The 23,502-nt window shown below is 56.3% G+C and carries 20 protein-coding genes, 4 tRNA genes and 3 rRNA genes; 15 read left to right on the forward strand and 12 right to left on the reverse strand.

Features of this window, described 5'->3' with window-relative positions; genetic code table 11:
• Position 1: 1 nt before the first annotated feature.
• The 11 genes from fghA to RSK20926_RS23065 all read right to left on the reverse strand — a co-directional run bounded on the left by fghA (position 2) and on the right by RSK20926_RS23065 (position 7,564).
• Positions 2-835 carry an S-formylglutathione hydrolase gene (fghA, locus tag RSK20926_RS19020; RefSeq protein WP_008209236.1) on the reverse strand — a complete coding sequence of 278 codons (834 nt, stop codon included), beginning with the start codon at positions 833-835 and terminating at the stop codon, positions 2-4.
• A 298-nt stretch (positions 836-1,133) separates the two neighbouring features.
• On the reverse strand, positions 1,134-1,721 hold the full coding sequence (locus RSK20926_RS19025; protein ID WP_008209238.1) for a GNAT family N-acetyltransferase: 588 nt from the start codon (positions 1,719-1,721) through the stop codon (positions 1,134-1,136).
• A complete protein-coding gene (locus RSK20926_RS19030; protein ID WP_008209240.1) occupies positions 1,721-2,131 on the reverse strand; it encodes a ketosteroid isomerase-related protein in 411 nt (136 codons plus the stop codon). Before RSK20926_RS19030 ends, RSK20926_RS19025 begins: the two co-directional genes overlap by 1 nt.
• A gap of 2 nt (positions 2,132-2,133) precedes the next feature.
• Complete coding sequence (locus RSK20926_RS19035) at positions 2,134-2,586, reverse strand: arsenate-mycothiol transferase ArsC (protein ID WP_037255817.1); 453 nt, start codon at positions 2,584-2,586, stop codon at positions 2,134-2,136.
• A gap of 3 nt (positions 2,587-2,589) precedes the next feature.
• Positions 2,590-3,069, reverse strand: a complete 480-nt coding sequence (locus RSK20926_RS19040; protein WP_008209242.1) for a UPF0262 family protein — start codon at positions 3,067-3,069, stop codon at positions 2,590-2,592.
• Between the two features lie 161 nt (positions 3,070-3,230).
• A complete protein-coding gene (gene hisD, locus RSK20926_RS19045) occupies positions 3,231-4,535 on the reverse strand; it encodes a histidinol dehydrogenase (RefSeq protein ID WP_008209243.1) in 1,305 nt (434 codons plus the stop codon).
• A 58-nt stretch (positions 4,536-4,593) separates the two neighbouring features.
• Positions 4,594-5,130: a GNAT family N-acetyltransferase gene (locus RSK20926_RS19050; protein WP_008209244.1), complete on the reverse strand. Its 537-nt coding sequence runs from the start codon at positions 5,128-5,130 to the stop codon at positions 4,594-4,596.
• A gap of 4 nt (positions 5,131-5,134) precedes the next feature.
• Positions 5,135-5,662 (reverse strand): GNAT family N-acetyltransferase, encoded by a 528-nt coding sequence (locus RSK20926_RS19055; protein ID WP_008209245.1) that lies wholly within the window; start codon positions 5,660-5,662, stop codon positions 5,135-5,137.
• Positions 5,655-6,131, reverse strand: a complete 477-nt coding sequence (locus RSK20926_RS19060; protein WP_008209246.1) for a DUF2948 family protein — start codon at positions 6,129-6,131, stop codon at positions 5,655-5,657. Before RSK20926_RS19060 ends, RSK20926_RS19055 begins: the two co-directional genes overlap by 8 nt.
• Positions 6,132-6,133: 2 nt before the next feature.
• Positions 6,134-7,402, reverse strand: a complete 1,269-nt coding sequence (gene murA / locus RSK20926_RS19065) for a UDP-N-acetylglucosamine 1-carboxyvinyltransferase (protein ID WP_008209247.1) — start codon at positions 7,400-7,402, stop codon at positions 6,134-6,136.
• 6 nt (positions 7,403-7,408) lie between these two features.
• The gene (locus RSK20926_RS23065) at positions 7,409-7,564 is read right to left on the reverse strand and encodes a hypothetical protein (protein WP_008209249.1); all 156 of its coding nucleotides are present in this window, start codon (positions 7,562-7,564) and stop codon (positions 7,409-7,411) included.
• An 84-nt stretch (positions 7,565-7,648) separates the two neighbouring features.
• Here RSK20926_RS23065 and RSK20926_RS19070 point away from each other — a divergent pair.
• A tRNA-Thr gene (locus tag RSK20926_RS19070) sits at positions 7,649-7,723 on the forward strand.
• Between the two features lie 497 nt (positions 7,724-8,220).
• Here RSK20926_RS19070 and RSK20926_RS19075 read toward each other — a convergent pair.
• Positions 8,221-8,796: a hypothetical protein gene (locus tag RSK20926_RS19075; RefSeq protein WP_037255820.1), complete on the reverse strand. Its 576-nt coding sequence runs from the start codon at positions 8,794-8,796 to the stop codon at positions 8,221-8,223.
• 268 nt (positions 8,797-9,064) lie between these two features.
• On the opposite strand from RSK20926_RS19075, the gene RSK20926_RS19080 reads away from it, so the two are divergent.
• The 14 genes from RSK20926_RS19080 (at position 9,065) to RSK20926_RS19145 (ending at position 23,415) form a co-directional block, all read left to right on the forward strand.
• Complete coding sequence (locus RSK20926_RS19080) at positions 9,065-10,555, forward strand: FMN-binding glutamate synthase family protein (RefSeq protein ID WP_008209254.1); 1,491 nt, start codon at positions 9,065-9,067, stop codon at positions 10,553-10,555.
• 70 nt (positions 10,556-10,625) lie between these two features.
• A complete protein-coding gene (gene msrP, locus RSK20926_RS19085) occupies positions 10,626-11,537 on the forward strand; it encodes a protein-methionine-sulfoxide reductase catalytic subunit MsrP (RefSeq protein ID WP_008209255.1) in 912 nt (303 codons plus the stop codon).
• Between the two features lie 352 nt (positions 11,538-11,889).
• Entirely contained in the window at positions 11,890-12,504 is a 615-nt protein-coding gene (gene msrQ, locus RSK20926_RS19090; RefSeq protein ID WP_008209256.1) for a protein-methionine-sulfoxide reductase heme-binding subunit MsrQ, read from the forward strand.
• Positions 12,505-12,566: 62 nt separating this feature from the next.
• Positions 12,567-13,172, forward strand: coding sequence for a hypothetical protein (locus RSK20926_RS19095; RefSeq protein ID WP_008209257.1), 606 nt, complete (start codon positions 12,567-12,569; stop codon positions 13,170-13,172).
• A gap of 962 nt (positions 13,173-14,134) precedes the next feature.
• Positions 14,135-15,594 (forward strand): 16S ribosomal RNA (locus tag RSK20926_RS19100).
• Between the two features lie 180 nt (positions 15,595-15,774).
• Positions 15,775-15,850, forward strand: a tRNA-Ala gene (locus tag RSK20926_RS19105).
• 24 nt (positions 15,851-15,874) lie between these two features.
• Positions 15,875-15,951, forward strand: a tRNA-Ile gene (locus RSK20926_RS19110).
• Positions 15,952-16,435: 484 nt separating this feature from the next.
• Positions 16,436-19,270: ribosomal RNA gene (locus RSK20926_RS19115) — 23S ribosomal RNA — on the forward strand.
• Between the two features lie 200 nt (positions 19,271-19,470).
• Positions 19,471-19,585 (forward strand): 5S ribosomal RNA (rrf, locus tag RSK20926_RS19120).
• Together the 16S, 23S and 5S rRNA genes with 3 tRNA genes alongside form the textbook arrangement of a ribosomal RNA operon.
• 161 nt (positions 19,586-19,746) lie before the next feature.
• Positions 19,747-19,823: transfer RNA gene (locus RSK20926_RS19125), tRNA-Met, on the forward strand.
• Between the two features lie 258 nt (positions 19,824-20,081).
• Positions 20,082-20,363 carry a restriction endonuclease gene (locus RSK20926_RS23490; RefSeq protein ID WP_442852528.1) on the forward strand — a complete coding sequence of 94 codons (282 nt, stop codon included), beginning with the start codon at positions 20,082-20,084 and terminating at the stop codon, positions 20,361-20,363.
• 465 nt (positions 20,364-20,828) lie between these two features.
• Positions 20,829-21,299, forward strand: a complete 471-nt coding sequence (gene rplO, locus RSK20926_RS19135; RefSeq protein ID WP_008209260.1) for a 50S ribosomal protein L15 — start codon at positions 20,829-20,831, stop codon at positions 21,297-21,299.
• A 110-nt stretch (positions 21,300-21,409) separates the two neighbouring features.
• Positions 21,410-22,774, forward strand: coding sequence for a preprotein translocase subunit SecY (secY, locus tag RSK20926_RS19140; protein ID WP_037255822.1), 1,365 nt, complete (start codon positions 21,410-21,412; stop codon positions 22,772-22,774).
• Positions 22,771-23,415 (forward strand): adenylate kinase, encoded by a 645-nt coding sequence (locus tag RSK20926_RS19145; RefSeq protein ID WP_008209262.1) that lies wholly within the window; start codon positions 22,771-22,773, stop codon positions 23,413-23,415. The genes secY and RSK20926_RS19145 overlap by 4 nt, the downstream gene beginning before the upstream one ends.
• The last annotated feature ends 87 nt before the right edge of the window (positions 23,416-23,502 follow it).

The raw sequence follows: 23,502 nt of genomic DNA on the forward strand, positions 1-23,502 counted from the left end.
CTCAGTCCCGATAGAGGGCTTCGGCGTGGAAGGTCACATGATCTTCCATGAAGCTGGAGACAAAGAAATAGCTGTGGTCATAGCCGGGCTGCAGGCGCAGGATGGCCTCCTGACGCTTTTCGGCAACCGCTGCGGCCAGGGCTTCGGGCTTCAGCAGGTCAATGAACTGGTCGGTGGTGCCAGTATCCACCAGAACCGGACCGTCAAAACCTTTCTCACGCATCATCAGCGAGGCATCGTGCTTGGCCCAGGCGGCCTCATCGTCGCCCAGATAGGCAGAGAGCTGCTTGCGGCCCCAATCCGATCCGGTTGGGTTGGAAATCGGCGCAAAGGCGGAGACCGATTTGAAGCGGCCGGGTAGGTTCATCGCTAGCGTGAGGGCACCATGGCCGCCCATGGAATGACCGGTGATGGCCTGGCGTTCCAGATCGACAGCAAAGCTCTCCCCCAGGAGGGCGGGCAGCTCTTCGGCGATGTAATCCCACATCTGGAAATGCGGCGCCCAAGGCTCTTGGGTGGCATTCACGTAGAAACCAGCACCCTGGCCCAGATCATAGGCCTCATCATTAGCGACACCTTCGCCGCGCGGGCTAGTGTCGGGGAAGACGATGGCGATGCCCTGTTCGGCGCACCAGGCCTGGGCACCCGCCTTGGTCATGGCGTTTTCATGGGTGCAGGTCAGGCCAGAGAGATACCACAGAAGCGGAACCGGCCCGTCCTGAGCCTCTTCGGGGAGGAACAGACCAAAGGTCATATCGCAATTGGTGGTGCTGCTCTTGTGGCGGTAGACCCCTTGCAGGCCGCCAAAGGCCTTGTTCTCTGAGATGGTTTCCATCGAAAGGCTCCTTATTCTGTTAGCCATATCGCTACCTGTCGGCAGGCGCTACGTCCAGTCTAAGGCGCGGCAGCATTGGTGGTTTTTGCGGCAATGCTGTCGCAAAGATCTCAATTGCTTGCGCCAGGACAAACTTTGTTCAGGGTCGTTCGTAGGCAACAGGGCTTAGCAAAGCGCTAAGCCGGACGCGGACAGGTCGCAGGAAGCGCATGCGAACCGCGCTTTGATTGGGCGATCTGCCGCTGTTTATTGCCTCTCGCCCTTTGCTGCGCGGAATAGGTGGAGGCGCAATCAACGCCTAGAGCGCACGCATCCAGAACTGCAATGGCTTGGCCGTTTCTTCCGCCTGGTCGATGTCTTTCCAGGTGAACTGCGCCATGGCCCCTTCCAAGGGTGCATAGCCGCGCTTGCGCCAGAATGGGTCCAGCGGTGCGTAATCAGTGGGGCGCAGCGGATGGTCCGCCGGGCGCTGCACGCCGCAAAAGGCGCATTTGGCATAGCCGTGCTTGCGTGCATGGGCTTCGCGGGCGTCAAAGAAGCCATGGCCCGCCCCCTGGCCACGATACTGCGGCAAAAGCACGGATTCGGCGCAGTAGAAGACCTCATCCAGATCGATGCCAGAGCCCGCAAAAGCGGCGGCGAAATCCTCTGCATGGTCTGCCAAAGGGGCGCCGGTGGAAGCTCCCACCAGGGTCTCTCCGTCAAAGGCGCCGACAACCACGGCGCCGGCACTGTCGCGGTAGCTTTGCAGATAGTCCCGCTCATAGGCGAGATCACCGTCATAGAGATAGGGCCAGGCGCGAAAGACTTGGATGCGCAGGCGCGCCACATCTTCCAGCGCGGCTTCCAGTGCCGCGCCGGTCATTGCCTCAATCCGGAGGGGCATCAGGCCGCAGCCGTATCGCCAGAAACCTGCGCCATCCAATCAGCGAGATTGTAGTAGGTGGTGACGCGGATGATCTTGCCGTCCTTGAGTTCAAAGAATGAGCCACCAGGCAGGCGGTAGGTCTGGCCATTGGCCTCGGGCAGGCCCTCATCCGTTGCCAGATAGGTGCCATTGACGATGAACTCTGCTGCTGCGCGGGTGCCATCCTCTGTCGAGAAGATCACCATATCGGTCAGCTCTTCTTTGTAGCAGCGGCTCATATGGGCGCAGAAATCGGCGAATTTCGCTTTGCCTCGGCGAATCTGCCCCTCGTTAACGTGATGCGCGATATCCTCTCCCAGGCAATCCAGCATGGTGTCGGTATCGCCCGCATTGAAGGCTGCGAAATAGCGCGTAATGGTCTCGGTCATTCTTACTCTCCCGGCTCTCCCCAGCGTTCTACGAGATGCTGGATGATTTGGTCACGTGTCTGCCGGTAACTGTCTAGCTTTGCATCACGACTTTCACCCAGTCCAGTTGGGTCCATTATTGGCCAATATTCGACATCGAGGTGAAAAAAACGGGTGAGTTCCAGCGCCCGGCGCTGGCTGGCAGGCGAGAGTGCCACCACCAGGTCAAAAGAGGAGAGGTCATCGCCCCATTGCTCCATCTCGTCGAACGAACGGGAGCGATGGCGCGAGAGTTCAACCCCGGCCTCCTGGCAGACGGCGATGGAGAAGCCGTCGATCTCCATGTCGTTTTTGACGCCGGCCGATTGCACATAGGTGCCGGTGCCATAGAATTTTTTCATCAGGCCTTCGGCCATGGGAGAGCGGACCGCATTGTGGTCACAGCAGAACAGGATGGACTGCGGTAACTCCTTCACGCATCAGCCTCCAAAATGCAGCACGCAGATCAGCGTGAAGAGACGTCGTGCGGTATCGGTATCGACCTCGGCCTTGCCTTCCAGACGTTCCTGCAGCACCCGGCTGCCCTCATTGTGGATGCCACGCCGGGCCATATCGATGGTTTCGATCTGACTGGGGGGCAGGGTTTTGACGGCAGAGAAATAGCTCTCGCAGATCTGGTAGTAATCCTTGACTACCTGACGGAACGGCGAAAGCGAGAGGTGGAACTCGGCCGCCTTTTCGCCCTCTTCACTTGCGACATCAAAGACCAGGCGCTTATCACGGATGGCCAGATCCAGATGATAGGGGCCGTCTACCGTGGGGCGATCCGTACGCGCGGGCAGGGTAAAGGAGTTCTCTTCGATCAGGTCATAGATCGCGACCCGTCGCTCCTGCTCGATTTCCGCCGTAGGGGGCGGCAGGTTGCGGTCATCCAATTGGATTTGGCTGATGCGGCTCATGGGTCCTGATCTCTTTAATCTGCGGTTCCACAATCCCTAGCGGAAGACGCGCGGCGGGGCAATCAGGAGGAGCAATGCGTGTAAGATCCATCCCGAGCGGCATCAGACCCACAAGCTTGTTGTGGGCTTCCTCTTAGGATCAGGGGGGCTGAGGCTGCTACTTATGTTCCGTTCAGGGATTGCAGCCGGACGGTGACCGAGAGCCCATGAGCTTCCAGGCTTTCGCTTTGGGCCAGAACTTCCGCCGCCGGACCAATGGCCTGCAGCGCTGCCGGGGACATCTGGCTGAGAGTGGTGCGTTTGAGGAAATCCATCACCGATAGCCCAGAGGAGAATCGAGCCGAGCGGGCGGTTGGCAGCACGTGGTTTGGCCCGCCGACATAGTCGCCAATGGCCTCCGGGGTGTATTGTCCCAGGAAAATAGCACCCGCATGAACGGTCTTTTCACTCAGGGCGACAGGATCGGCAACGCAGAGTTCCAGGTGCTCGGGTGCGATGCGATTGGAAAGCTCCGCGGCCTCATCCAGGTCACGCACGGAGATCACCGCGCCAAAGTCGCGCCAGCTGGCGCCTGCAATAGCCCGGCGCTCCAGGGTTTCGAGACGCTTATCCACCGCTTCGGCAACTGCACGACCAAAGGCGGCGTCATCCGTGATCAGGATCGATTGTGCGCTTTCGTCATGTTCGGCCTGGCTCATCAGGTCGAGGGCAATCCAATCAGGATTGTTGTCCTTGTCGGCAATCACCAGAATTTCGGAAGGGCCCGCAATCATGTCGATGCCGACCTTGCCAAAGACACGGCGCTTGGCGGCGGCAACAAAGGCATTGCCGGGGCCAGTGATCTTGTCCACCGGGGCAATGCTCTGGGTGCCATAGGCCAGGGCAGCAATGGCCTGGGCGCCGCCGATGCGGTAAATCTCATCCACACCAGAGAGACGCGCCGCCAGCAGCACCAGCGGGTTGATCACCCCATCCGGCGTGGGAACGGTAATCGCCAACCGCTCAACCCCTGCAACCTTGGCCGGGATCGCGTTCATCAGAACCGAAGAGGGATAAGAGGCCAGGCCCCCTGGCACATAGAGGCCAGCCGCCGAAACCGCAGACCAGCGCCAGCCCAGGGTAGCGCCGCTTTCATCGGTCCATTGGGCGTCTTCGGGCATCTGGCGATTGTGATAGGCGCGGATGCGCTCGGCTGCCAACTCCAGTGCTTCGCGCTCTTCGGCCGATACGGAGGCAATAGCGGCATCAACCTCTGCCGGGGAAATCGCCAGTTGCTCTGTGGTCAGTGGAAGCCGGTCGAATTTCTCGGTCAGCTCCAGAAGGGCTGCATCGCCCCGGTCGCGCACATCCGCGATGATACCTGCCACGATGGCATCTACATCCGGGCTGTCTTCACGCTTGGCACTCAGCAGATCGGCAAAAGCGGATTCGAATTGAGCATCGGCAGTATCAAGGAAAACGGGCATTCTGGGTCTCTCCGGCTGACAGAGGGGACATATCGCCCAAGCCGGCGAACGACAAGCGTTAGAGGCCTGCCTGCAGCAATTTGCGCATGGGGTAGCCCGTGACATCGTGGCAAGGGCCTGCTGCCCCATCCTGCCGCCAGCCTTGGGACAGATAGAACCCCAGGCCTGTTTTGGTTGCGGTCAGATAGGCCTCCTTGAGGCCCATGAGATGCAATTCCCTTTCCAGATGACGCAACAAGGACCGGCCCTGACCGGAACCGGCAGAAGGAGGGGTCATGTAAAGCAGAGAAATCTCTCCCTGAGGTGTGATCAAGCCGACCCCAGAAGGTACGGCGTGATCTTCGATCACCCAAAGCAAAGCCTCATTGGCGATCCATCTGCGAATGTTTTCAGGGGTTTTGTTCTGAAGCCAGAGGCGCATTTTTTCCGGATCGTTTTGGTGGTCAGCGCTGCAAAGACCCCGGATCGAAGCATTCAGGATTTCGCTGATTGCGAAGACATCAAAGACACTGGCGCGGCGGATCGCAGGCCCAGCACCTTGTGCTGACCTGGCCATAGGCGACAAGGCCTGAGATATGCCGCGCTTGTTCTTCATGGGATCAATCCTGATCCAGGCAGCGCTGCAGGATCAAATCATTTCTTGTGATCCCATCGATCAGCAAGGATCTGGGGCGACGGCCAATCTGTTGAAACCCAAGGCTGCGATAGAGAGACAGTGCAGGCACGTTCTCCTCATCAACGCAGAGTTCGATCTGCAAGATCCCTTCCGCGCGGGCCTGAGCAAGCAAATGCTCCAGCAATTGACGCCCAAAGCCGCGTCCTTGGGCGCTGGGCCTTGTCACCAAAGGGCCCAAGTCGGCCACATGATTCAGCCTTTTGGGCCCGCAGCGCCGCAGAACGGCCATGGAGACGAGTTCGTGATTTTCGAAAAGGCCCCAGCCACGTCCTGCGGCCAAGGTTTGGACATGGTCGCGATCTGCAATTGCGGCGATCTCCTCCGGTGAGAGGAGAAAACCCTTGGGAAATCTTGTCGCGCCTTCCAGCCAGATCTGGCGATAGGACCTCAGATCAGCGGGGGTAAGACGCCTGATTTCAGGCCCCGTTTTTCTGACCCTGACGTCATTCACCGTGATCCGGGGCCTTTTTTGAGGGGGCCACATAGGGGCGCGTGACATCGCGCAAAGAGACTTCCAGCGCCTCGACCCGCAGGCGAATCGCCCCGTCTCCGGCCAGGGTCAGCAGCACATGGCCTGCACCCTCTTCTGCGGGCTCGAAATCCACCGACAGGAGTGAGAGGATCATCTCCTTGTCTTGCCGCTCGATCCCTTGCGAGGCGACGCCCAGAACATTGTTGATCACCAAGAGTGACTGCACCCGTTCATAGGAACGTCCACGCCGTTCAGCCGCCTGTTGATCCTCCCAGCGAAAGCGGTTGATCAGCAGGGCAAAGCGGCGCTCGGCCGAGCGCCAGCTCATCTCACTTGCCGGAAAGACCGCATCCTGGACCAGGCTGGATATCACCTGCAGATCTTCGGCTTCCAGTGCGCCCAGGTTCAAAGGTGCTTCGCGACCCTCTTCGAATGTTGCATCTACCATGGTCAGGATCCCTTGATGCGCTCGATCTTGGCGCCGACGCCAGAGAATTTGCGCACCACATGCTCATAGCCGCGATCCAGGTGGTAGACCCGGTTGACCAGTGTCTCTCCCTCGGCGGCGAGGCCGGCGAGAATCAGTGAAACAGAAGCACGCAGATCGGTTGCCATGACCGGAGCGCCCTTCAGGCGTTCGACACCTGTCACGGTGGCGGTGCCGCCATGTACCTCGATATTGGCGCCCATGCGGGTCAGCTCGGGCGCATGCATGAAGCGGTTTTCAAAGATCTTCTCTTCCAACACGCTGGTGCCTTCGGCGGTGCACATCAGCGCCATCATCTGCGCCTGCAGGTCGGTTGGGAAACCGGGGAAGGGCTCGGTGGTGACGTCGACGGCTTTGACACGGCCATTGTTGCGCGAGACCAAAAGCCCCTTGTCCGTTTCGCTGACATTGATGCCCGCCTGGTCCAGTTTCTCGGCAAAGGCGCCGACCAGATCCATACGCCCGCCGAGGAGTTCCACCTCACCGCCGCAGATTGCGGGGGCCAGCATATAGGTGCCCAGTTCGATGCGGTCGGTGACCACGGGGTGGGTCGCGCCATGCAGACGATCCACACCTTCGATGATGATCGAAGAGGAGCCTGCACCATCAATATGCGCGCCCATCTTCTTGAGACAATCCGCCAGATCGACGATTTCCGGCTCCCGGGCGGCATTGCGGATCACGGTGGTGCCCTTGGCCAGGGTTGCCGCCATCATGATATTCTCGGTGGCGCCAACAGAAGCAAAGCTGAGTTCAATCTCAGCACCCTTCAACCCGCGTGGGGCTTTGGCGTGCAGGTAGCCTTCCTTGAGTTCAATCTCGGCGCCCAGGGCCTCCAGTCCGTGGATATGCAGATCCATCGGGCGCGCACCAATGGCACAGCCCCCGGGCAAGGAGACAACCGCCTGACCAAGGCGCGCCAGCATCGGGCCAAGCACCAGGTTGGAGGCGCGCATTTTGCGCACGATGTCATATTCGGCGACATGATTGTCGATGTTGTGGCTGGACATGGCCTGCACCTGCCCGTCCTGCAGGCTGGAGACTTCGGCCCCCAGGGATTGCAACAGCTGGGTCATGGTCTTGATGTCGCTGAGGCGCGGCGCATTGGTCAGCGTTAGCGGTTCTTCAGACAAGAGTGTCGCGGGCATCAGTGTCAGACAGGCGTTTTTTGCCCCTGCGATTGGGATTTGACCATTGAGAGGGCCATTACCAGTTACCAGAATTGAATCCATCTGCCTCTACCTTTCGGACTTGTCCGTTGTTGTTTCCTGCTGACCCGCGCGGGCCTTGGCCTGGGCCTTGCGGCGGGCCATATTGGCCTTCAGCGAGGCCTTCAAGCGGTCTTCTCTTGAGGAAGAACCCGCCCCTGCTTTTTTGGTTTTTTTCTCTGCCATAGGTCTTCTGTAACTTAGTGCGAAAAAACCGTCCAGAAGCTCTTGCGCCCTTCAGAGTTTATCCCTAAAAGCCCCCTCACCGGCGCTGCTGTAGCTCAGAGGTAGAGCACTCCCTTGGTAAGGGAGAGGTCGAGAGTTCGATTCTCTCCAGCAGCACCATTAGAAACTCCCCGCCTTAGATTATTCGACAAGCATCTGAAGCAGATGGGTTTTCATGCCATTGCTTTGTCTGAGTGCCATTGGCAGGCAGTAAAGCCTTTGCGACAGAGCTCCCCTATGAAGCGCTGCGAAAAATGCATGTTTTTTAAGAGTTTGCCGGAAGGAGGCTGGCTGAGCAGCCATCGCTGATGGGGCAAACACTATATAGGCAGAGGGTAGTCTCGGTCCTCTCACGCCAGCCCCAAGGCGGGGTTTCAGGGCGGCGGATGACGAATATGTCAGCGCCTGTTTCGCAGCATGGGATCTCCGAAACTGATGCGGGTGAATCAGATCAGCGGAGAATCGCTGCCCCTGTGGTTTCCAGAAAGGGCGGCGCGCTTTTGGACCGGATTCCGCGCCACAGAAGGCCTGGTGATCGACAGGGGTGGTTTGTGATTCTCTGTAACTGAATTTGCAGCATTCGGCCGGGCGTTTGGCATCGCGCGGAGGGGCGCAGATCAGCTCACCTTGTTTCGCTGACTTCTTTCGCGTTTGCGCTGCAACACCTTCTGTCGTGGCTCCCAATCATAGCGTTTGTCCGTCAGAGTTGGGGACCAGAACAGCTTCCCGCCATGGCGCCAGGGATCCAGCACGATGCCCTGATAGATGTCATCCCCTTTTGCAGCGATCACCGCTGTGCTGTGATCGATAAAGAGAGGGTTCCTGGGTTCAGCTATGGCACGCAGCATGGTCAGGGTTTGGAACCCCTCCTGATTGAGGCGCGCCTGCATGTCTTCGGCATAATGATAACACAGGCCGCGTTCCTTGAGGCCCGCGTTCACCTTTGAATTATGCACTAGGGGTGCAGTGGTCACGCCATACCCCTGCGCCAGCCGGGTGCTGTAGCTATAAGAGATTTCCGCAGCGCGCCGGGCCTCACCAGGATCCACTTCGGGGTCCAAAGCGTGGATAGCCTGAGCCAGCTCTGCCACGGGATCTTCGCCGATTTCGGCTCCAGGGGTTTCGAGTGGCTGGGCGCAGCCTCCAAGGATGAGAATGCTCAGCAGCATCCATGCTGCAATCAGATGTTTCATGCGCTGCTGCTCGCTGCCTTTCGCTTCTTTGGGGGAGACTAAGACATCGAGCGACAAGTTGCAGTGCAAATTTCTGGCATCGGCGGATTTCGCGGGCTCCGCGCCTTGGGCCGCGACTGGGTTTGCCTGGGTTTGCCTGGGGCAAATGTTTCACCTTGCTTTTGCCAATGTGAACAGCTGTGGCTTGTCTGGCGCGCGGTGGGCACGCAGATTACAGAGAAGAGCCAGCCCAGATCGGCGGCCAGCTATAAATGACGGGAGTTTCAGCATGGGATTTGCAGCACAGGCTATCGAATTTCTCGCGATTGGATTTGTCTTCTTGATAGGAGCCTCGGCGTTGATTGCGCTGGTTCTCTTTGTCGTGGACCGGTTGCAGACCCATGATGCGATCCGGCGAAACTATCCGGTGCTTGGCCGCTTTCGTCATTTGTTCAGCACCCTGGGCGAGTTTTTCCGCCAGTATTTCTTTGCCATGGACCGCGAGGAACTGCCCTTTAACCGCGCGCAGCGGGAATGGGTCGGGCGCGCGGCTGAGGGCAAGGGCAATACTGTTGCTTTTGGCTCCACCCGCAACACCACGGTGCCCGGCACCCCGATCTTTGTGAATGCGCCTTTTCCGCCGCTGGATGATCAACACGCCAAATCTGAACCTCTGGTGATCGGGGCAGGCGCGCGGGTGCCCTATCAGGCTCCGTCCTTCTTTAATATCTCGGGGATGAGCTACGGCGCGCTTTCGCAGCCTGCAGTGCGGGCGCTCAGCCGAGGTGCGCGCGAGGCCGGTGTCTGGCTCAACACCGGGGAAGGGGGGCTTAGCCCCTTTCACCTGGAGGGCGGTTGCGACGTCGTCTTTCAGATCGGCACCGCCAAATACGGGGTGCGCTGTGAAGAAGGTGGGCTTAGCGATGACAAGCTGCGCGATGTTGCGGCCAATCCTTCTGTAAAGATGTTTGAGCTGAAGCTGGCCCAGGGGGCAAAGCCCGGCAAGGGTGGAATTCTGCCCGCGGAAAAGGTGAATGCGGAGATCGCCAAGATTCGGGGCATCCCGGAAGGTCAGGCCAGTATCTCCCCAAATCGTCACCCGGAGATCGAAGATTTTGACGGGCTTTTGGATATGGTGGCCCATATCCGCGAGGTCAGCGGTAAGCCCGTGGGCATCAAGACCGTCATCGGATCCGAGGCAGCAGCGCGGGAGCTGTTCTTTAACATTGCTGCACGACCCGAAGATGCGCCGGATTTTGTCACCATTGATGGCGGCGAGGGCGGCACCGGCGCGGCTCCCATGCCGCTGATCGATCTGGTGGGCATGTCGGTGCGCGAAGCCCTGCCGCTGGTCTGCAACCTGCGTGACGAATATGGTCTGCATGACCGCATCCGGGTGATCGCCAGCGGCAAGCTGGTCAATCCTGGCGATATAGCCTGGGCTCTGGCAGCGGGGGCGGATTTTGTTACCTCCGCGCGCGGTTTCATGTTCTCGCTGGGCTGTATCCAGGCGCTGAAATGCAACAAGAACACCTGCCCGACCGGCATCACCACCCATGATCCACGTTTTCAGAAGGGCTTGGTGGTCGAGGATAAATACAAGCGTGTGGCCCGCTATGCGCAGGAGATCATCCATGAGGTGGAGACCATTGCCCATTCCGTTGGTGTGACAGAGCCGCGCAAGCTGCGCCGCCGCCATGTGCGGATCATGCAGGAAGGCGGACGCTCGCGGCTGATGAGTGAGATCATGCCAGGTTACAGTGCCGTCGCGGAGACGTGACAGGATATGTTTTGGCCTGACGTCCGCCCTGCGTTAGGCCAGTTGGCAACAGAGTTTACAGGAGATCCGTATGGCCCGCCGTTGGACCAATACCCTTACCCAGGCTGATGTCACCCCCAAAGCCGCTTTTATGAACCGCCGTCAGATCATGGCAGGCATGGGCGGTATGGCAGGGCTGGCCACACTCGGCGCATTGCCAAATGCTGCAAAGGCAGAGACGCTGGAGCCGAATTCCTGGGAAGATGTCACCACCTATTGCAACTATTATGAGTTTGGCAGCGGCAAAGGCGATCCCGCCAAATATGCGGGCAGCCTGACTACCTCCCCCTGGAGCGTGAAGATCGATGGCCTGGTGGACAAACCCGGCGATTATGATTTCCAGCAGATCCTCGGCGAGATGACGCTGGAAGAACGCATCTACCGCTTCCGCTGTGTCGAGGCCTGGTCGATGGTGGTGCCCTGGACCGGATTTGAGCTGGCCGATCTTCTGAACCTCGCCGGCGTGCAGGAAGGTGCCAAATATGTCGCCTTTGAAACGCTCTACCGGCCTTCGGAAATGCCGGGCACAGCCTATAAGGTGCTGGACTGGCCCTACCGCGAAGGGCTGCGTCTGGATGAGGCCATGCACCCGCTCACCCTGATGGCGACTGGGATCTTCGGGAAAGACCTGCCCAACCAGAACGGCGCACCGCTGCGTCTTGTGGTGCCATGGAAATACGGCTTCAAGTCGATCAAATCGGTGGTGCGGATCACCCTCACCGATAAAGAGCCCCCCACTAGCTGGAACATGGCCAATGCGCGCGAATATGGTTTCTACAGCAATGTGAATCCGCATGTCTCCCACCCGCGCTGGAGCCAGGCCAGCGAGCGGCGCTTGGGCGGTGGCCTCTTTGCGCGGCGTGAACCCACCTTGATGTTTAACGGCTATGAAGAGGATGTGGCCTCTCTTTATGACGGGATGGATCTGGCCGAATTCTTCTGATCCTTACAAAAGGATCATTGTTCTCTATCGGCGCGCCGCTCAGAATGTGGCGCGCCTTTTGCTTTTTGGTGCCAATGCTGGCGGGGGTGTCATTTCGAGCGCTCTTTGGGGTTGGCGGCAAGTTTTGGGTAGGGTGCTTTAGGTGCAACCCGTGATGCGGGTCAAAAGGAGCGGCTGCAAAGGGGCCATTGGCAAGAACAGCTTGCGTTTCTCACCAGCTTAGCCGGAGGGATTGTAACAGTGCTGAACTCTCGGTGAGATTCTTCAATGCGATTTGGGCTGCGCCGGGGTTTTGACTATCTTCTTTAGTACGGCCCCAAGCTGCGGGCACAGGAAACGTAAAGGAGCCCCAATGCAGAGGATCAATCAACAGCTGCGCCGTATCCCGACCTGGCTGCTCTACCTGTTGGGAAGTGGCTATCCGGCCTGGCTGCTCTATCAGGGGCTTACCGGAGGGTTGGGGGCCGATCCGGTCAAAGCGATGGAGCATGCGTTGGGTGAGGCTGCATTGCAATTGCTGGTACTGGGTTTGGCAGTTACTCCGCTGCGCCGTTTCCTGGGGTTGAACCTCTCGAAGTTTCGCCGCGCCTTTGGCCTCCTGGCGTTCTTCTATGTCCTGCTGCATCTGCTTGTCTGGCTTGTGCTGGATGTTCAGATCGTCAGTCAGATCCTCGCGGATATTGCCAAGCGTCCCTATATTACCATTGGCATGGTCAGCTTCACCCTGCTTTTGCCGCTTGCCTTTACATCGAACAATGCCTCACTGCGTCGCCTTGGGCGGCGCTGGCATCGGCTGCATCTTCTGACCTATCCTGCGGTTCTGCTCGGCGGGCTACACTATGTAATGCTGGTCAAGGGTTTCCAGTTAGAGCCTCTGCTCTATTTCGGCGGCATCCTTGTCCTGCTTGCTTTGCGCCTGGAAGGGGTCGGCCGTACGGCGCGGGCCTATTTCTTGCAAAGAGTCTGAACCCTACCTAATCTGCGCTCATTCTAAATTCTTTTACTGTTACCTTTTGTGAGTGCTCAGATATGAAACTGCTTCCGATTTTCGCTGCCATCTCCTTGTCTTTGACAAGCTTTGCCTCCGCTTCCACCCTTGATTTTAGGGATTCGGCTTTTGCCTCTTCTTTTGGTGGGGCTGATGCAGCCGTGACCGTCGATGGTGTAACATTTACCGTCACACCTGTTGCCGGAGGGGCGGATGGTTTTCGCCAGAATGCAACAGGCCTTCGGTTTGGAGTGCCAGGCAACGGGATGGAATACATTTCGATTGTTGCCAGTCAGGATGTCACTTTCGAATCCGTCCTAGGCATCGATACTTCGCTTGCGACCCATACAACACCAATGCTGTTTGATGGGGATGACGGAACCTCGCGCTTTACTGGTCTCTCCTTTGGAACCTCGCTCGGGTCTGTGGATTTCACCGATTTCACCCTTGCGGCAGGAGACGCCTTTGTCTTTAGCGCTGATTTTTCCGCAAGACCGGGCTTTAGCAGCATCTTTGCCTCTGCTGGTCTCCAGAGCTTCGAGTTCTCGAGTGTCGCGGCCGTTCCTCTCCCTGCAAGCGCGGCATTCCTGTTTACTGCGCTGGGCCTCCTTGGCCTCAGACGCAGACCCTCTGCAAAACTAGGCTAGTCACATTCGCAGATCCCGATGCACGACACGGACGTATCCTGTCCGGCATCGATCGCATCCTTGAAATGGGTCCAGTTAAACTGGGCCCATTTTCTGTCCGGGTGCTCGCGTTTCCCGCCGCCATTTCCTTTCCGTACTTCGATCAGCAGCTGCCCGGATAACCCGTAGGTTCTAGGGTGCCGACAAATTTGGATCAAAGCCCACCGTTCAGTGACGACCTAAATGTGGGAAAGGCGGGCGCGAGAGGGCGCGGGCGACGGGGATCAACCGCTCCCGAAGCGGCAGCAACCTGAGTCTTCGCTGCATTGCAGTATATCCATTCTTCACCCGCTACCTGATCTAGTGGTTTTGAGCTGGAGTAGGGGTAAATGTAGAAGTTAAGCCCCTGTAAAATTTTAGAAAAATGGGTTTCCGCAAAAAAACTCATCTTTTTTGAAATTAGGTCTTGCGGGTTTTGTGAACTAGGACTAGAACCCCCTTCACCGGCGCTGCTGAGGCGCTGGGGACACGCTGGAGAGACAGCGGAGACAGACTGGAGAGACGGTTCTGACGGGTCGGAAAGACGGCTGAGACGCTCAGGATAGACTGGGGCATCTGAAGGATTGAGTGAGGCGGTTGCGCTAAGGTATTGGCGTTACGGTTTTATTTTTGGCCTTTTGGTGTTGCTCTTTGACATTGATGATAACTGAAGAGATATGTGGGCGGTTTGGTTCGTTTCGATGGATCAACGTCTGTATATCAACGCTAGTAGGGATTTCGGTTCCGATGATCTAGTGTCAGCTTCACTGTTTGAACGGACTTTTGTTTACTTTTGTAAACTGAAGCACCATCAGACAGATGACTTCCGATACGTGTCCAATTCCTTAGCCGGGTGGACATAGAGGCACTGCCCCCAAAGCGTGTCTTGAGTATTGGAGATGTGCAGAGGTTCGAACGTCAAGGATAGCATTGTAAGATGCTTTCAACTTGAGAGTTTGATCCTGGCTCAGAACGAACGCTGGCGGCAGGCTTAACACATGCAAGTCGAGCGCACTCTTCGGAGTGAGCGGCGGACGGGTTAGTAACGCGTGGGAACGTGCCCTTCTCTAAGGAATAGCCACTGGAAACGGTGAGTAATACCTTATACGCCCTTCGGGGGAAAGATTTATCGGAGAAGGATCGGCCCGCGTTAGATTAGATAGTTGGTGGGGTAACGGCCTACCAAGTCTACGATCTATAGCTGGTTTTAGAGGATGATCAGCAACACTGGGACTGAGACACGGCCCAGACTCCTACGGGAGGCAGCAGTGGGGAATCTTGGACAATGGGCGCAAGCCTGATCCAGCCATGCCGCGTGAGTGATGAAGGCCTTAGGGTCGTAAAGCTCTTTCGCCAGAGATGATAATGACAGTATCTGGTAAAGAAACCCCGGCTAACTCCGTGCCAGCAGCCGCGGTAATACGGAGGGGGTTAGCGTTGTTCGGAATTACTGGGCGTAAAGCGTACGTAGGCGGATCAGAAAGTATGGGGTGAAATCCCAGGGCTCAACCCTGGAACTGCCTCATAAACTCCTGGTCTTGAGTTCGAGAGAGGTGAGTGGAATTCCGAGTGTAGAGGTGAAATTCGTAGATATTCGGAGGAACACCAGTGGCGAAGGCGGCTCACTGGCTCGATACTGACGCTGAGGTACGAAAGTGTGGGGAGCAAACAGGATTAGATACCCTGGTAGTCCACACCGTAAACGATGAATGCCAGTCGTCGGGTAGCATGCTGCTCGGTGACACACCTAACGGATTAAGCATTCCGCCTGGGGAGTACGGTCGCAAGATTAAAACTCAAAGGAATTGACGGGGGCCCGCACAAGCGGTGGAGCATGTGGTTTAATTCGAAGCAACGCGCAGAACCTTACCAACCCTTGACATCCTCGGACCGTCCCAGAGATGGGTCTTTCACTTCGGTGACCGAGTGACAGGTGCTGCATGGCTGTCGTCAGCTCGTGTCGTGAGATGTTCGGTTAAGTCCGGCAACGAGCGCAACCCACGTCCTTAGTTGCCAGCAGTTCGGCTGGGCACTCTAGGGAAACTGCCCGTGATAAGCGGGAGGAAGGTGTGGATGACGTCAAGTCCTCATGGCCCTTACGGGTTGGGCTACACACGTGCTACAATGGCATCAACAATGGGTTAATCCCTAAAAGATGTCTCAGTTCGGATTGGGGTCTGCAACTCGACCCCATGAAGTCGGAATCGCTAGTAATCGCGTAACAGCATGACGCGGTGAATACGTTCCCGGGCCTTGTACACACCGCCCGTCACACCATGGGAGTTGGGTTTACCCGAAGGCCGTGCGCTAACTTTTGAGGCAGCGGACCACGGTGAGCTCAGCGACTGGGGTGAAGTCGTAACAAGGTAGCCGTAGGGGAACCTGCGGCTGGATCACCTCCTTTCTAAGGATGATCTTAGCAAGACTGGCATAATCTCAGGATTATCCATCTTCGTAGATCACTTAGCACGATCAGCAATCAAAGCTGATCAACATCAGGGCATCATTTGATGACCCTTATGAGCCAGGCCGTCCTCATATCTCTTCAGATTTAGAGCTCCTACTTAAGGTGGGGGTTCAGCAAGGGGCCTTAGCTCAGCTGGGAGAGCGCCTGATTTGCATTCAGGAGGTCAGGAGTTCGATCCTCCTAGGCTCCACCACTCATGCAAAGGCCCGACTAGAATGGGTCGGTAGCTCAGGTGGTTAGAGCGCACGCCTGATAAGCGTGAGGTCGGAGGTTCAAGTCCTCCTCGACCCACCACTCCTCGCAGGAGTGGCCATATTGGTTTGATCTTCAAGCGGTTCTGCGGAACAGTTTGAACGTCCAACCGGACGAATTGATATCGTAAAGAGAGAAACAATCAACAACACCGTTGATCGCCCCGGGTAAGGGGATGATCTCAGTTTGGTGCTGATCGCAGCTTCGGCTGTGTAAAGCGAGCTTTGGAATACGTCATGTTTCCTCAGACGTCCCAGAGTATGCCAGGTTGAAACGACGGAGTTGTCCAAGTCAAGTACACTAACCCGCATGATCTATGATCATGCATTGTTCTTCTTTGCGCTCATGACCGACATCATGGGCACTCCCAAAGAAGAGCGGGAAAGTATGCTTTCTGAAACAGAAATAGCGATACGGTTGTGAACCAGCTTCCGTATTATGATTGTCATGAGGTTATACCCCACTTCGCGCTCAAGTAGCCGAATAGGCGGTAGCGCCACTATCATGGCTGTCTCTTTCTGGATCAGATCAAGCGCGAGAAGGGCGTTTGGTGAATGCCTTGGCAGTAAGAGGCGATGAAGGACGTGATACTCTGCGATAAGTCATGGGGAGCCGAGAATAGGCTTTGATCCATGAATTTCCGAATGGGGGAACCCACCTGACTGTTCATTATTGTTAGCCGCAAGGTTATCAATAATGTTCATAACCAGGTACTTAAGACCTGAATACATAGGGTTTTAAGAGCAAACCCGGGGAACTGAAACATCTAAGTACCCGGAGGAAAGGAAATCAATTGATACTCCCCTAGTAGCGGCGAGCGAACGGGGACCAGCCGAGCCTGATGAGTGACTAGAATGCGTTGGGAAGCGCAGCCATAGCGGGTGATAGCCCCGTATAGGAAGCTCTGAGGGACGTATTAAGTAGGGCGGGACACGTGAAATCCTGTCTGAAGATCGGAGGACCACCTTCGAAGGCTAAGTACTCCTTACTGACCGATAGTGAACCAGTACCGTGAGGGAAAGGTGAAAAGCACCCCGACGAGGGGAGTGAAACAGTACCTGAAACCGAACGCCTACAATCAGTTGGAGGCCCCTTGAGGGCTGACAGCGTACCTTTTGTATAATGGGTCATCGACTTGGTCTCACGAGCAAGCTTAAGCCGTTAGGTGTAGGCGCAGCGAAAGCGAGTCTTAATAGGGCGCATGAGTTCGTGGGATCAGACCCGAAACCGAGTGATCTAGGCATGGCCAGGTTGAAGGTGCGGTAACACGCACTGGAGGACCGAACCCACATCTGTTGAAAAAGATCGGGATGAGCTGTGCCTAGGGGTGAAAGGCCAATCAAACTCGGAGATAGCTGGTTCTCTGCGAAATCTATTTAGGTAGAGCGTCATCCGAATACCCCGGGGGGTAGAGCACTGGATGGGTAATGGGGCCCCACAGGCTTACTGATCCTAACCAAACTCCGAATACCCGGGAGTACTAGATGGCAGACACACTGCGGATGCTAACGTCCGTAGTGGAGAGGGAAACAACCCTGACCTCCGGCTAAGGCCCCTAATTCATGGCTAAGTGGGAAAGCAGGTGAGACGTCCAAAACAACCAGGAGGTTGGCTTAGAAGCAGCCATCCTTTAAAGATAGCGTAACAGCTCACTGGTCTAATTAAGATGTCTTGCGGCGAAGATGTAACGGGGCTCAAGCCATGAGCCGAAGCCGAGGATGCACATAGTGCATGGTAGCAGAGCGTAGTGTGACATAGTTCCATGCGTCTTTAACCTTCCTCTGGAAGGTCTTGGACGCAAGGAGCTTTCGATGAAGCGGGCGCGTGAGCGATCCCGTGGAGAGATCACTAGCGAGAATGATGACATGAGTAGCGACAAAGAGTGTGAGAGACACTCTCGCCGAAAGTCCAAGGGTTCCTGCTTAAAGCTAATCTGAGCAGGGTAAGCCGACCCCTAAGGCGAGGCCGAAAGGCGTAGTCGATGGGAACCAGGTTAATATTCCTGGGCCAGGAGGAATGTGACGGATCTCGAAGGTAGTTCATCCTTATTGGATTGAATGGGCTGCTGAGAGGTTCCTGGAAATAGCACCTCCATAAGATCGTACCCTAAACCGACACAGGTGGACTGGTAGAGAATACCAAGGCGCTTGAGAGAACGATGTTGAAGGAACTCGGCAAAATACCTCCGTAAGTTCGCGAGAAGGAGGCCCGGGTCCTACGCAAGTGGAATCCGGGGGCACAAACCAGGGGGTGGCGACTGTTTATTAAAAACACAGGGCTCTGCGAAGTCGCAAGACGACGTATAGGGTCTGACGCCTGCCCGGTGCCTGAAGGTTAAAAGGAGGGGTGAGAGCTCCGAATTGAAGCCCAGGTAAACGGCGGCCGTAACTATAACGGTCCTAAGGTAGCGAAATTCCTTGTCGGGTAAGTTCCGACCTGCACGAATGGCGTAACGACTTCCCCGCTGTCTCCAACATCGACTCAGCGAAATTGAATTGCCTGTCAAGATGCAGGCTTCCCGCGGTTAGACGGAAAGACCCCGTGCACCTTTACTACAGCTTCGCACTGGCATCAGGATTGTGATGTGCAGGATAGGTGGTAGGCATCGAAGCAGGGACGCAAGTCCCTGTGGAGCCTCCCTTGAGATACCACCCTTCGCACTCTTGATGTCTAACCGCGGTCCGTTATCCGGATCCGGGACCCTGCGTGGCGGGTAGTTTGACTGGGGCGGTCGCCTCCTAAAGCGTAACGGAGGCGCGCGAAGGTTGGCTCAGAGCGGTCGGAAATCGCTCGTTGAGTGCAATGGCAGAAGCCAGCCTGACTGCGAGACTGACAAGTCGAGCAGAGACGAAAGTCGGCCATAGTGATCCGGTGGTCCCGAGTGGAAGGGCCATCGCTCAACGGATAAAAGGTACGCCGGGGATAACAGGCTGATACTGCCCAAGAGTCCATATCGACGGCAGTGTTTGGCACCTCGATGTCGGCTCATCTCATCCTGGGGCTGGAGCAGGTCCCAAGGGTACGGCTGTTCGCCGTTTAAAGAGGTACGTGAGCTGGGTTTAGAACGTCGTGAGACAGTTCGGTCCCTATCTGCCGTGGGTGTAGGATACTTGAGAGGAGTTGCCCCTAGTACGAGAGGACCGGGGTGAACGATCCACTGGTGGACCAGTTGTCGTGCCAACGGCAGTGCTGGGTAGCTATGATCGGACAGGATAACCGCTGAAGGCATCTAAGCGGGAAGCCCCCCTCAAAACAAGGTATCCCTGAGGGCCGTGGAAGACCACCACGTCAATAGGCCGGAGATGTAAGCATGGTAACATGCTCAGTTGACCGGTACTAATCGCCCGATTGGCTTGATCTGATCCAGTAAAAGACAGCCAAACAGAAAGCACCAAGCAAGACTTGGACAACACTTGATTGTATTCCTGCGCTCTTGGAAGTGTCACGAAACACCATCGTGACATAACTCGGGTGCGGCTTCTCGCGCAGTTGCCACGCAACTACGCTGCCAGCCGCCAACCGAGAAAATCCAAGAACCGCAGGTTCTTGGATTTTACTCGGTTTGGTGGTCATAGCGAGAGCAAAACACCCGGTCCCATCCCGAACCCGGAAGTTAAGTGCCTTTGCGCCGATGGTACTTGGGCTTAAGCCCTGGGAGAGTAGGTCACCGCCAAACCTAGTAAAATCCAACAATCCTCTCTAAACGATCAATCAAAAATACCTCGCCTGACAAATCTATACGTTAAGTGAGGAAAAACGGGCCCAAAAAGCGATACGCTCAGAAGCCCGTAACCCTGTCCTCAAGCAGCCGAATAGGCGGTAGGACTAACACAGCGTCGCGGGATGGAGCAGCCAGGTAGCTCGTCAGGCTCATAACCTGAAGGTCGTAGGTTCAAATCCTACTCCCGCAACCAAAAACACAACAGAAATAGCAGAATGATAGCGCACAAAGGCGCTTAAGGGGCCAGGGTCCGACGCCTCCTGTCGAGATGGGGGATGATAAAGTATGAACTTTCTTCGACAAATTGAGACACCGGTGTGCGAATTTGAAAATTTTCGACCAAGACACTGAAGACTGGCGTTCTTTAGAACCCATGGTTGAGCAAACCTTCTGAGAAATTGGCGATGTTGCTGGTCGCGGCGAAATCAAAACTGCACGTGGTGCGGTCGAGATCGACGTCGATGCAGTGCAAAATGGGCCGTTCCCACTCCTGGTGCTTTGTGAATGTAAGTACTGGCAACAACCTGTGCCGCAGAGCGTTGTTCATGCTTTGAAGGTGGTTTGCTCTGATGCCGGGGCAAACCAAGGGCTTATAATCTCAAAGAAGGGTTTTCAGTCAGGGGCAGAAGAGAAACCGCTCTTCACCAACGTCCGACTAAAAACATTTGGGCAGTTCCAGGAGACGTATTTTCTGGATTGGCGGAGAAGTTGTTTTGAGAAGATCTGCAGATGACATGATCAAATTCTGCCAATCAAGTGTGCGGTGCTTGGTTTTCATGAGAATGGTTTGGAAGTGGTTGCTCCTGATTTTCTTAAAGAATTGAAAGTCGGCGAAAAATTCGCACTGTTATTCGATTCGAACAACGGATTGGTGTTTAGGCAGAAGGGGACTTAACCTCTTGGTGTCATCGAACCGATGGGCAATCCGTCCGAGAGAATTTCGGCTATCTTAGATCTCAAAGGCAGCATTTTGATATATTCAAACAAGGAGTACTGGATGCCACTGCTCACTTTGACTTTCCAAACATTTGGATTTGATCGCCCTACAAGCAGGTAGAGGTATGAGCGGGCTCTTGATCCAGCGGCCTATCCCGTCTATAGGCACCCGGTGGCCTCGTAGGTCATAGAATCACAAATCAAAAAACGCCGCGTTTGACCCATCACGCTTCGGGGGTCACATCCGGCAAGGAGAAGCGAAATGAAACTTAATGAACTGCGCGACAACCCAGGTGCATCCCCCAAGCGGACCCGCGTTGGTCGCGGTCCTGGCTCCGGCAAGGGTAAAATGGGTGGCCGTGGTATCAAAGGTCAGAAATCCCGTTCCGGTGTTTCGATCAATGGCTACGAAGGTGGCCAGATGCCCCTCTACCAGCGTCTGCCAAAGCGTGGCTTCAACAAGCCCAACCGCAAGGCATACGCAGTTGTGAACCTGGGCCTGATCCAGAAATTCATCGACCTTGGCAAGCTGGACGCAGCTTCGATTACTGAAGACAGCCTGGTCGCTTCTGGTCTGATCCGTCGCAAGAAAGACGGTATCCGCGTGTTGGCAAAGGGTGAATTCACCGCCAAGGCGACCATCTCTGTTACCGGTGCTTCCGCTGCTGCTGTTGAAGCTGTTGCAAAAGCGGGCGGCGCCCTGACTGTGGCAACTGCAGCCGCTGCTGAGTAACGACTTGTGAGCGGCCCCTAAGCCGCTTACATAGGTCATCAGTTTTCCTTTACGCCGTCCGAGCCGGAAAACGGTTACGGGCGGCGTTTTCGTAAGAAGAGATCCAATTCATGGTATCAGCAGCAGAACAAATGGCGGCGAACACCAGTTGGTCCGCACTTGGCAAAGCAACGGATCTGCGTAACCGCATCCTCTTTACCCTTGGCCTTCTGATCGTCTATCGCCTGGGCACCTTTATTCCGGTTCCTGGCATCGACGCAGCGGCGCTTCAGGAGTTCATGGAGCAAGCGGGGCAGGGCATTGGCGGCATGGTGTCGATGTTCACCGGTGGCGCACTTGGCCGGATGGGCATTTTTGCCCTGGGCATCATGCCCTATATCTCCGCCTCGATCATCATCCAGCTGCTGACCTCCATGGTGCCCGCGCTCGAACAGCTCAAGAAAGAGGGCGAGCAGGGCCGCAAGAAGATCAACCAGTACACCCGCTATGGCACCGTTCTACTGGCAACCGCCCAGAGCTACGGCCTGGCGGTTTCGCTGGAATCCGGCGATTTGGCGACCGATCCGGGCCTCTATTTCCGTCTGGCCTGCATGATCACCCTGGTGGGTGGTACCATGTTCCTGATGTGGCTGGGTGAGCAGATCACTCAGCGCGGCATCGGCAATGGTATTTCGCTGATCATCTTCGTTGGCATCATTGCCGAGGTTCCCGCCTCGATCGCGCAGTTCTTTGCCTCTGGCCGTTCTGGCGCGATCAGCCCAGCCGTGATCATCGGTGTGATCTTTATGGTCATCGCGGTAATCATGTTTGTGGTCTTCATGGAGCGCGCCCTGCGCAAGATCCATATCCAATATCCCCGTCGTCAGGTCGGCATGAAAGTCTATGACGGTGGCTCCAGCCACTTGCCAGTTAAGGTAAACCCAGCAGGTGTTATCCCGGCGATCTTTGCCTCGTCGCTGCTGCTGCTGCCAACCACCATCTCGACCTTCTCGAGCGGTGCAACCAGCGGGCCGATCATGTCATGGCTGCTGGCCAACTTTGGCCCCGGTCAGCCTCTGTACCTGCTGTTCTTTGTCGGGATGATCGTATTCTTCGCTTATTTCTACACCTTCAACGTGGCCTTCAAGCCAGAGGATGTGGCCAATAACCTGAAGAACCAGAACGGTTTTGTTCCTGGCATTCGCCCCGGCAAGAAAACCGCTGAATACATCGAGTATGTCGTCAACCGTGTGTTGGTTCTGGGTTCCGGCTATCTGGCGCTGGTTTGCCTCTTGCCCGAAGTTCTGCGTGGCCAATTTGCATTCCCGGTTTACTTTGGCGGGACGTCAGTCTTGATTGTTGTCTCTGTGACCATGGATACTATCCAGCAGGCACAAAGCCATCTGCTTGCGCATCAATATGAAGGCCTCATCGAGAAGAGCCAGCTGCGTGGGCGCAACAAGAAACGTGGAAAACGGGGACCATCTCGCCGATGACAAACATTATTCTCTTGGGGCCACCCGGCGCCGGCAAAGGTACGCAGGCACGTCAGCTCGTGGATGAACGTGGCATGGTGCAGCTCTCCACCGGAGACATGCTGCGCGATGCACAGGCCTCTGGCTCTGAAATGGGCAAGAAGGTTGCAGACGTCATCGCACGGGGTGAACTGGTCACCGATGAGATTGTTATTGGCCTGATCCGTGAGAAGATCTCTGAAGGCGCCAAGGGCGGCTTCATCTTCGACGGTTTCCCTCGCACTCTTGCCCAGGCCGACGCCTTGGGTGAGTTGCTGGCGGAAACCGGGCTTCAACTGGATGCAGTGATCGAAATGGCGGTGGATGATGCCGCTCTGGTCGCGCGCATCACCGGCCGGTCCACCTGCGGCGGCTGTGGCGAAGTCTACCACGATGAGACCAAACCCTGGGCTGCCGACGGCAAATGCACCAACTGTGGCAGCACAGATGTAAAGCGCCGCGCAGACGACAATGAGGATAGCCTCAAGACCCGTCTGATGGAGTATTATAAAAAGACTTCGCCTTTGCTTGGCTACTACTACGCCAAGGGGGATCTGAAGTCGGTGGATGGCCTCCAGGGCATGGATGAGGTTGCTCAGGATATTGCCAAATCGCTCTCCTGAGTTGGTTTATCTACAGAGTTGAGTCCAGAGCATGGATTTGATGGAAAGGGAGCTTCGGCTCCCTTTTTCATTTTGGACCATTGGTGG

The sequence above is a fragment of the Roseobacter sp. SK209-2-6 genome, assembly GCF_000169455.1.
Taxonomy (GTDB): domain Bacteria; phylum Pseudomonadota; class Alphaproteobacteria; order Rhodobacterales; family Rhodobacteraceae; genus Pseudophaeobacter.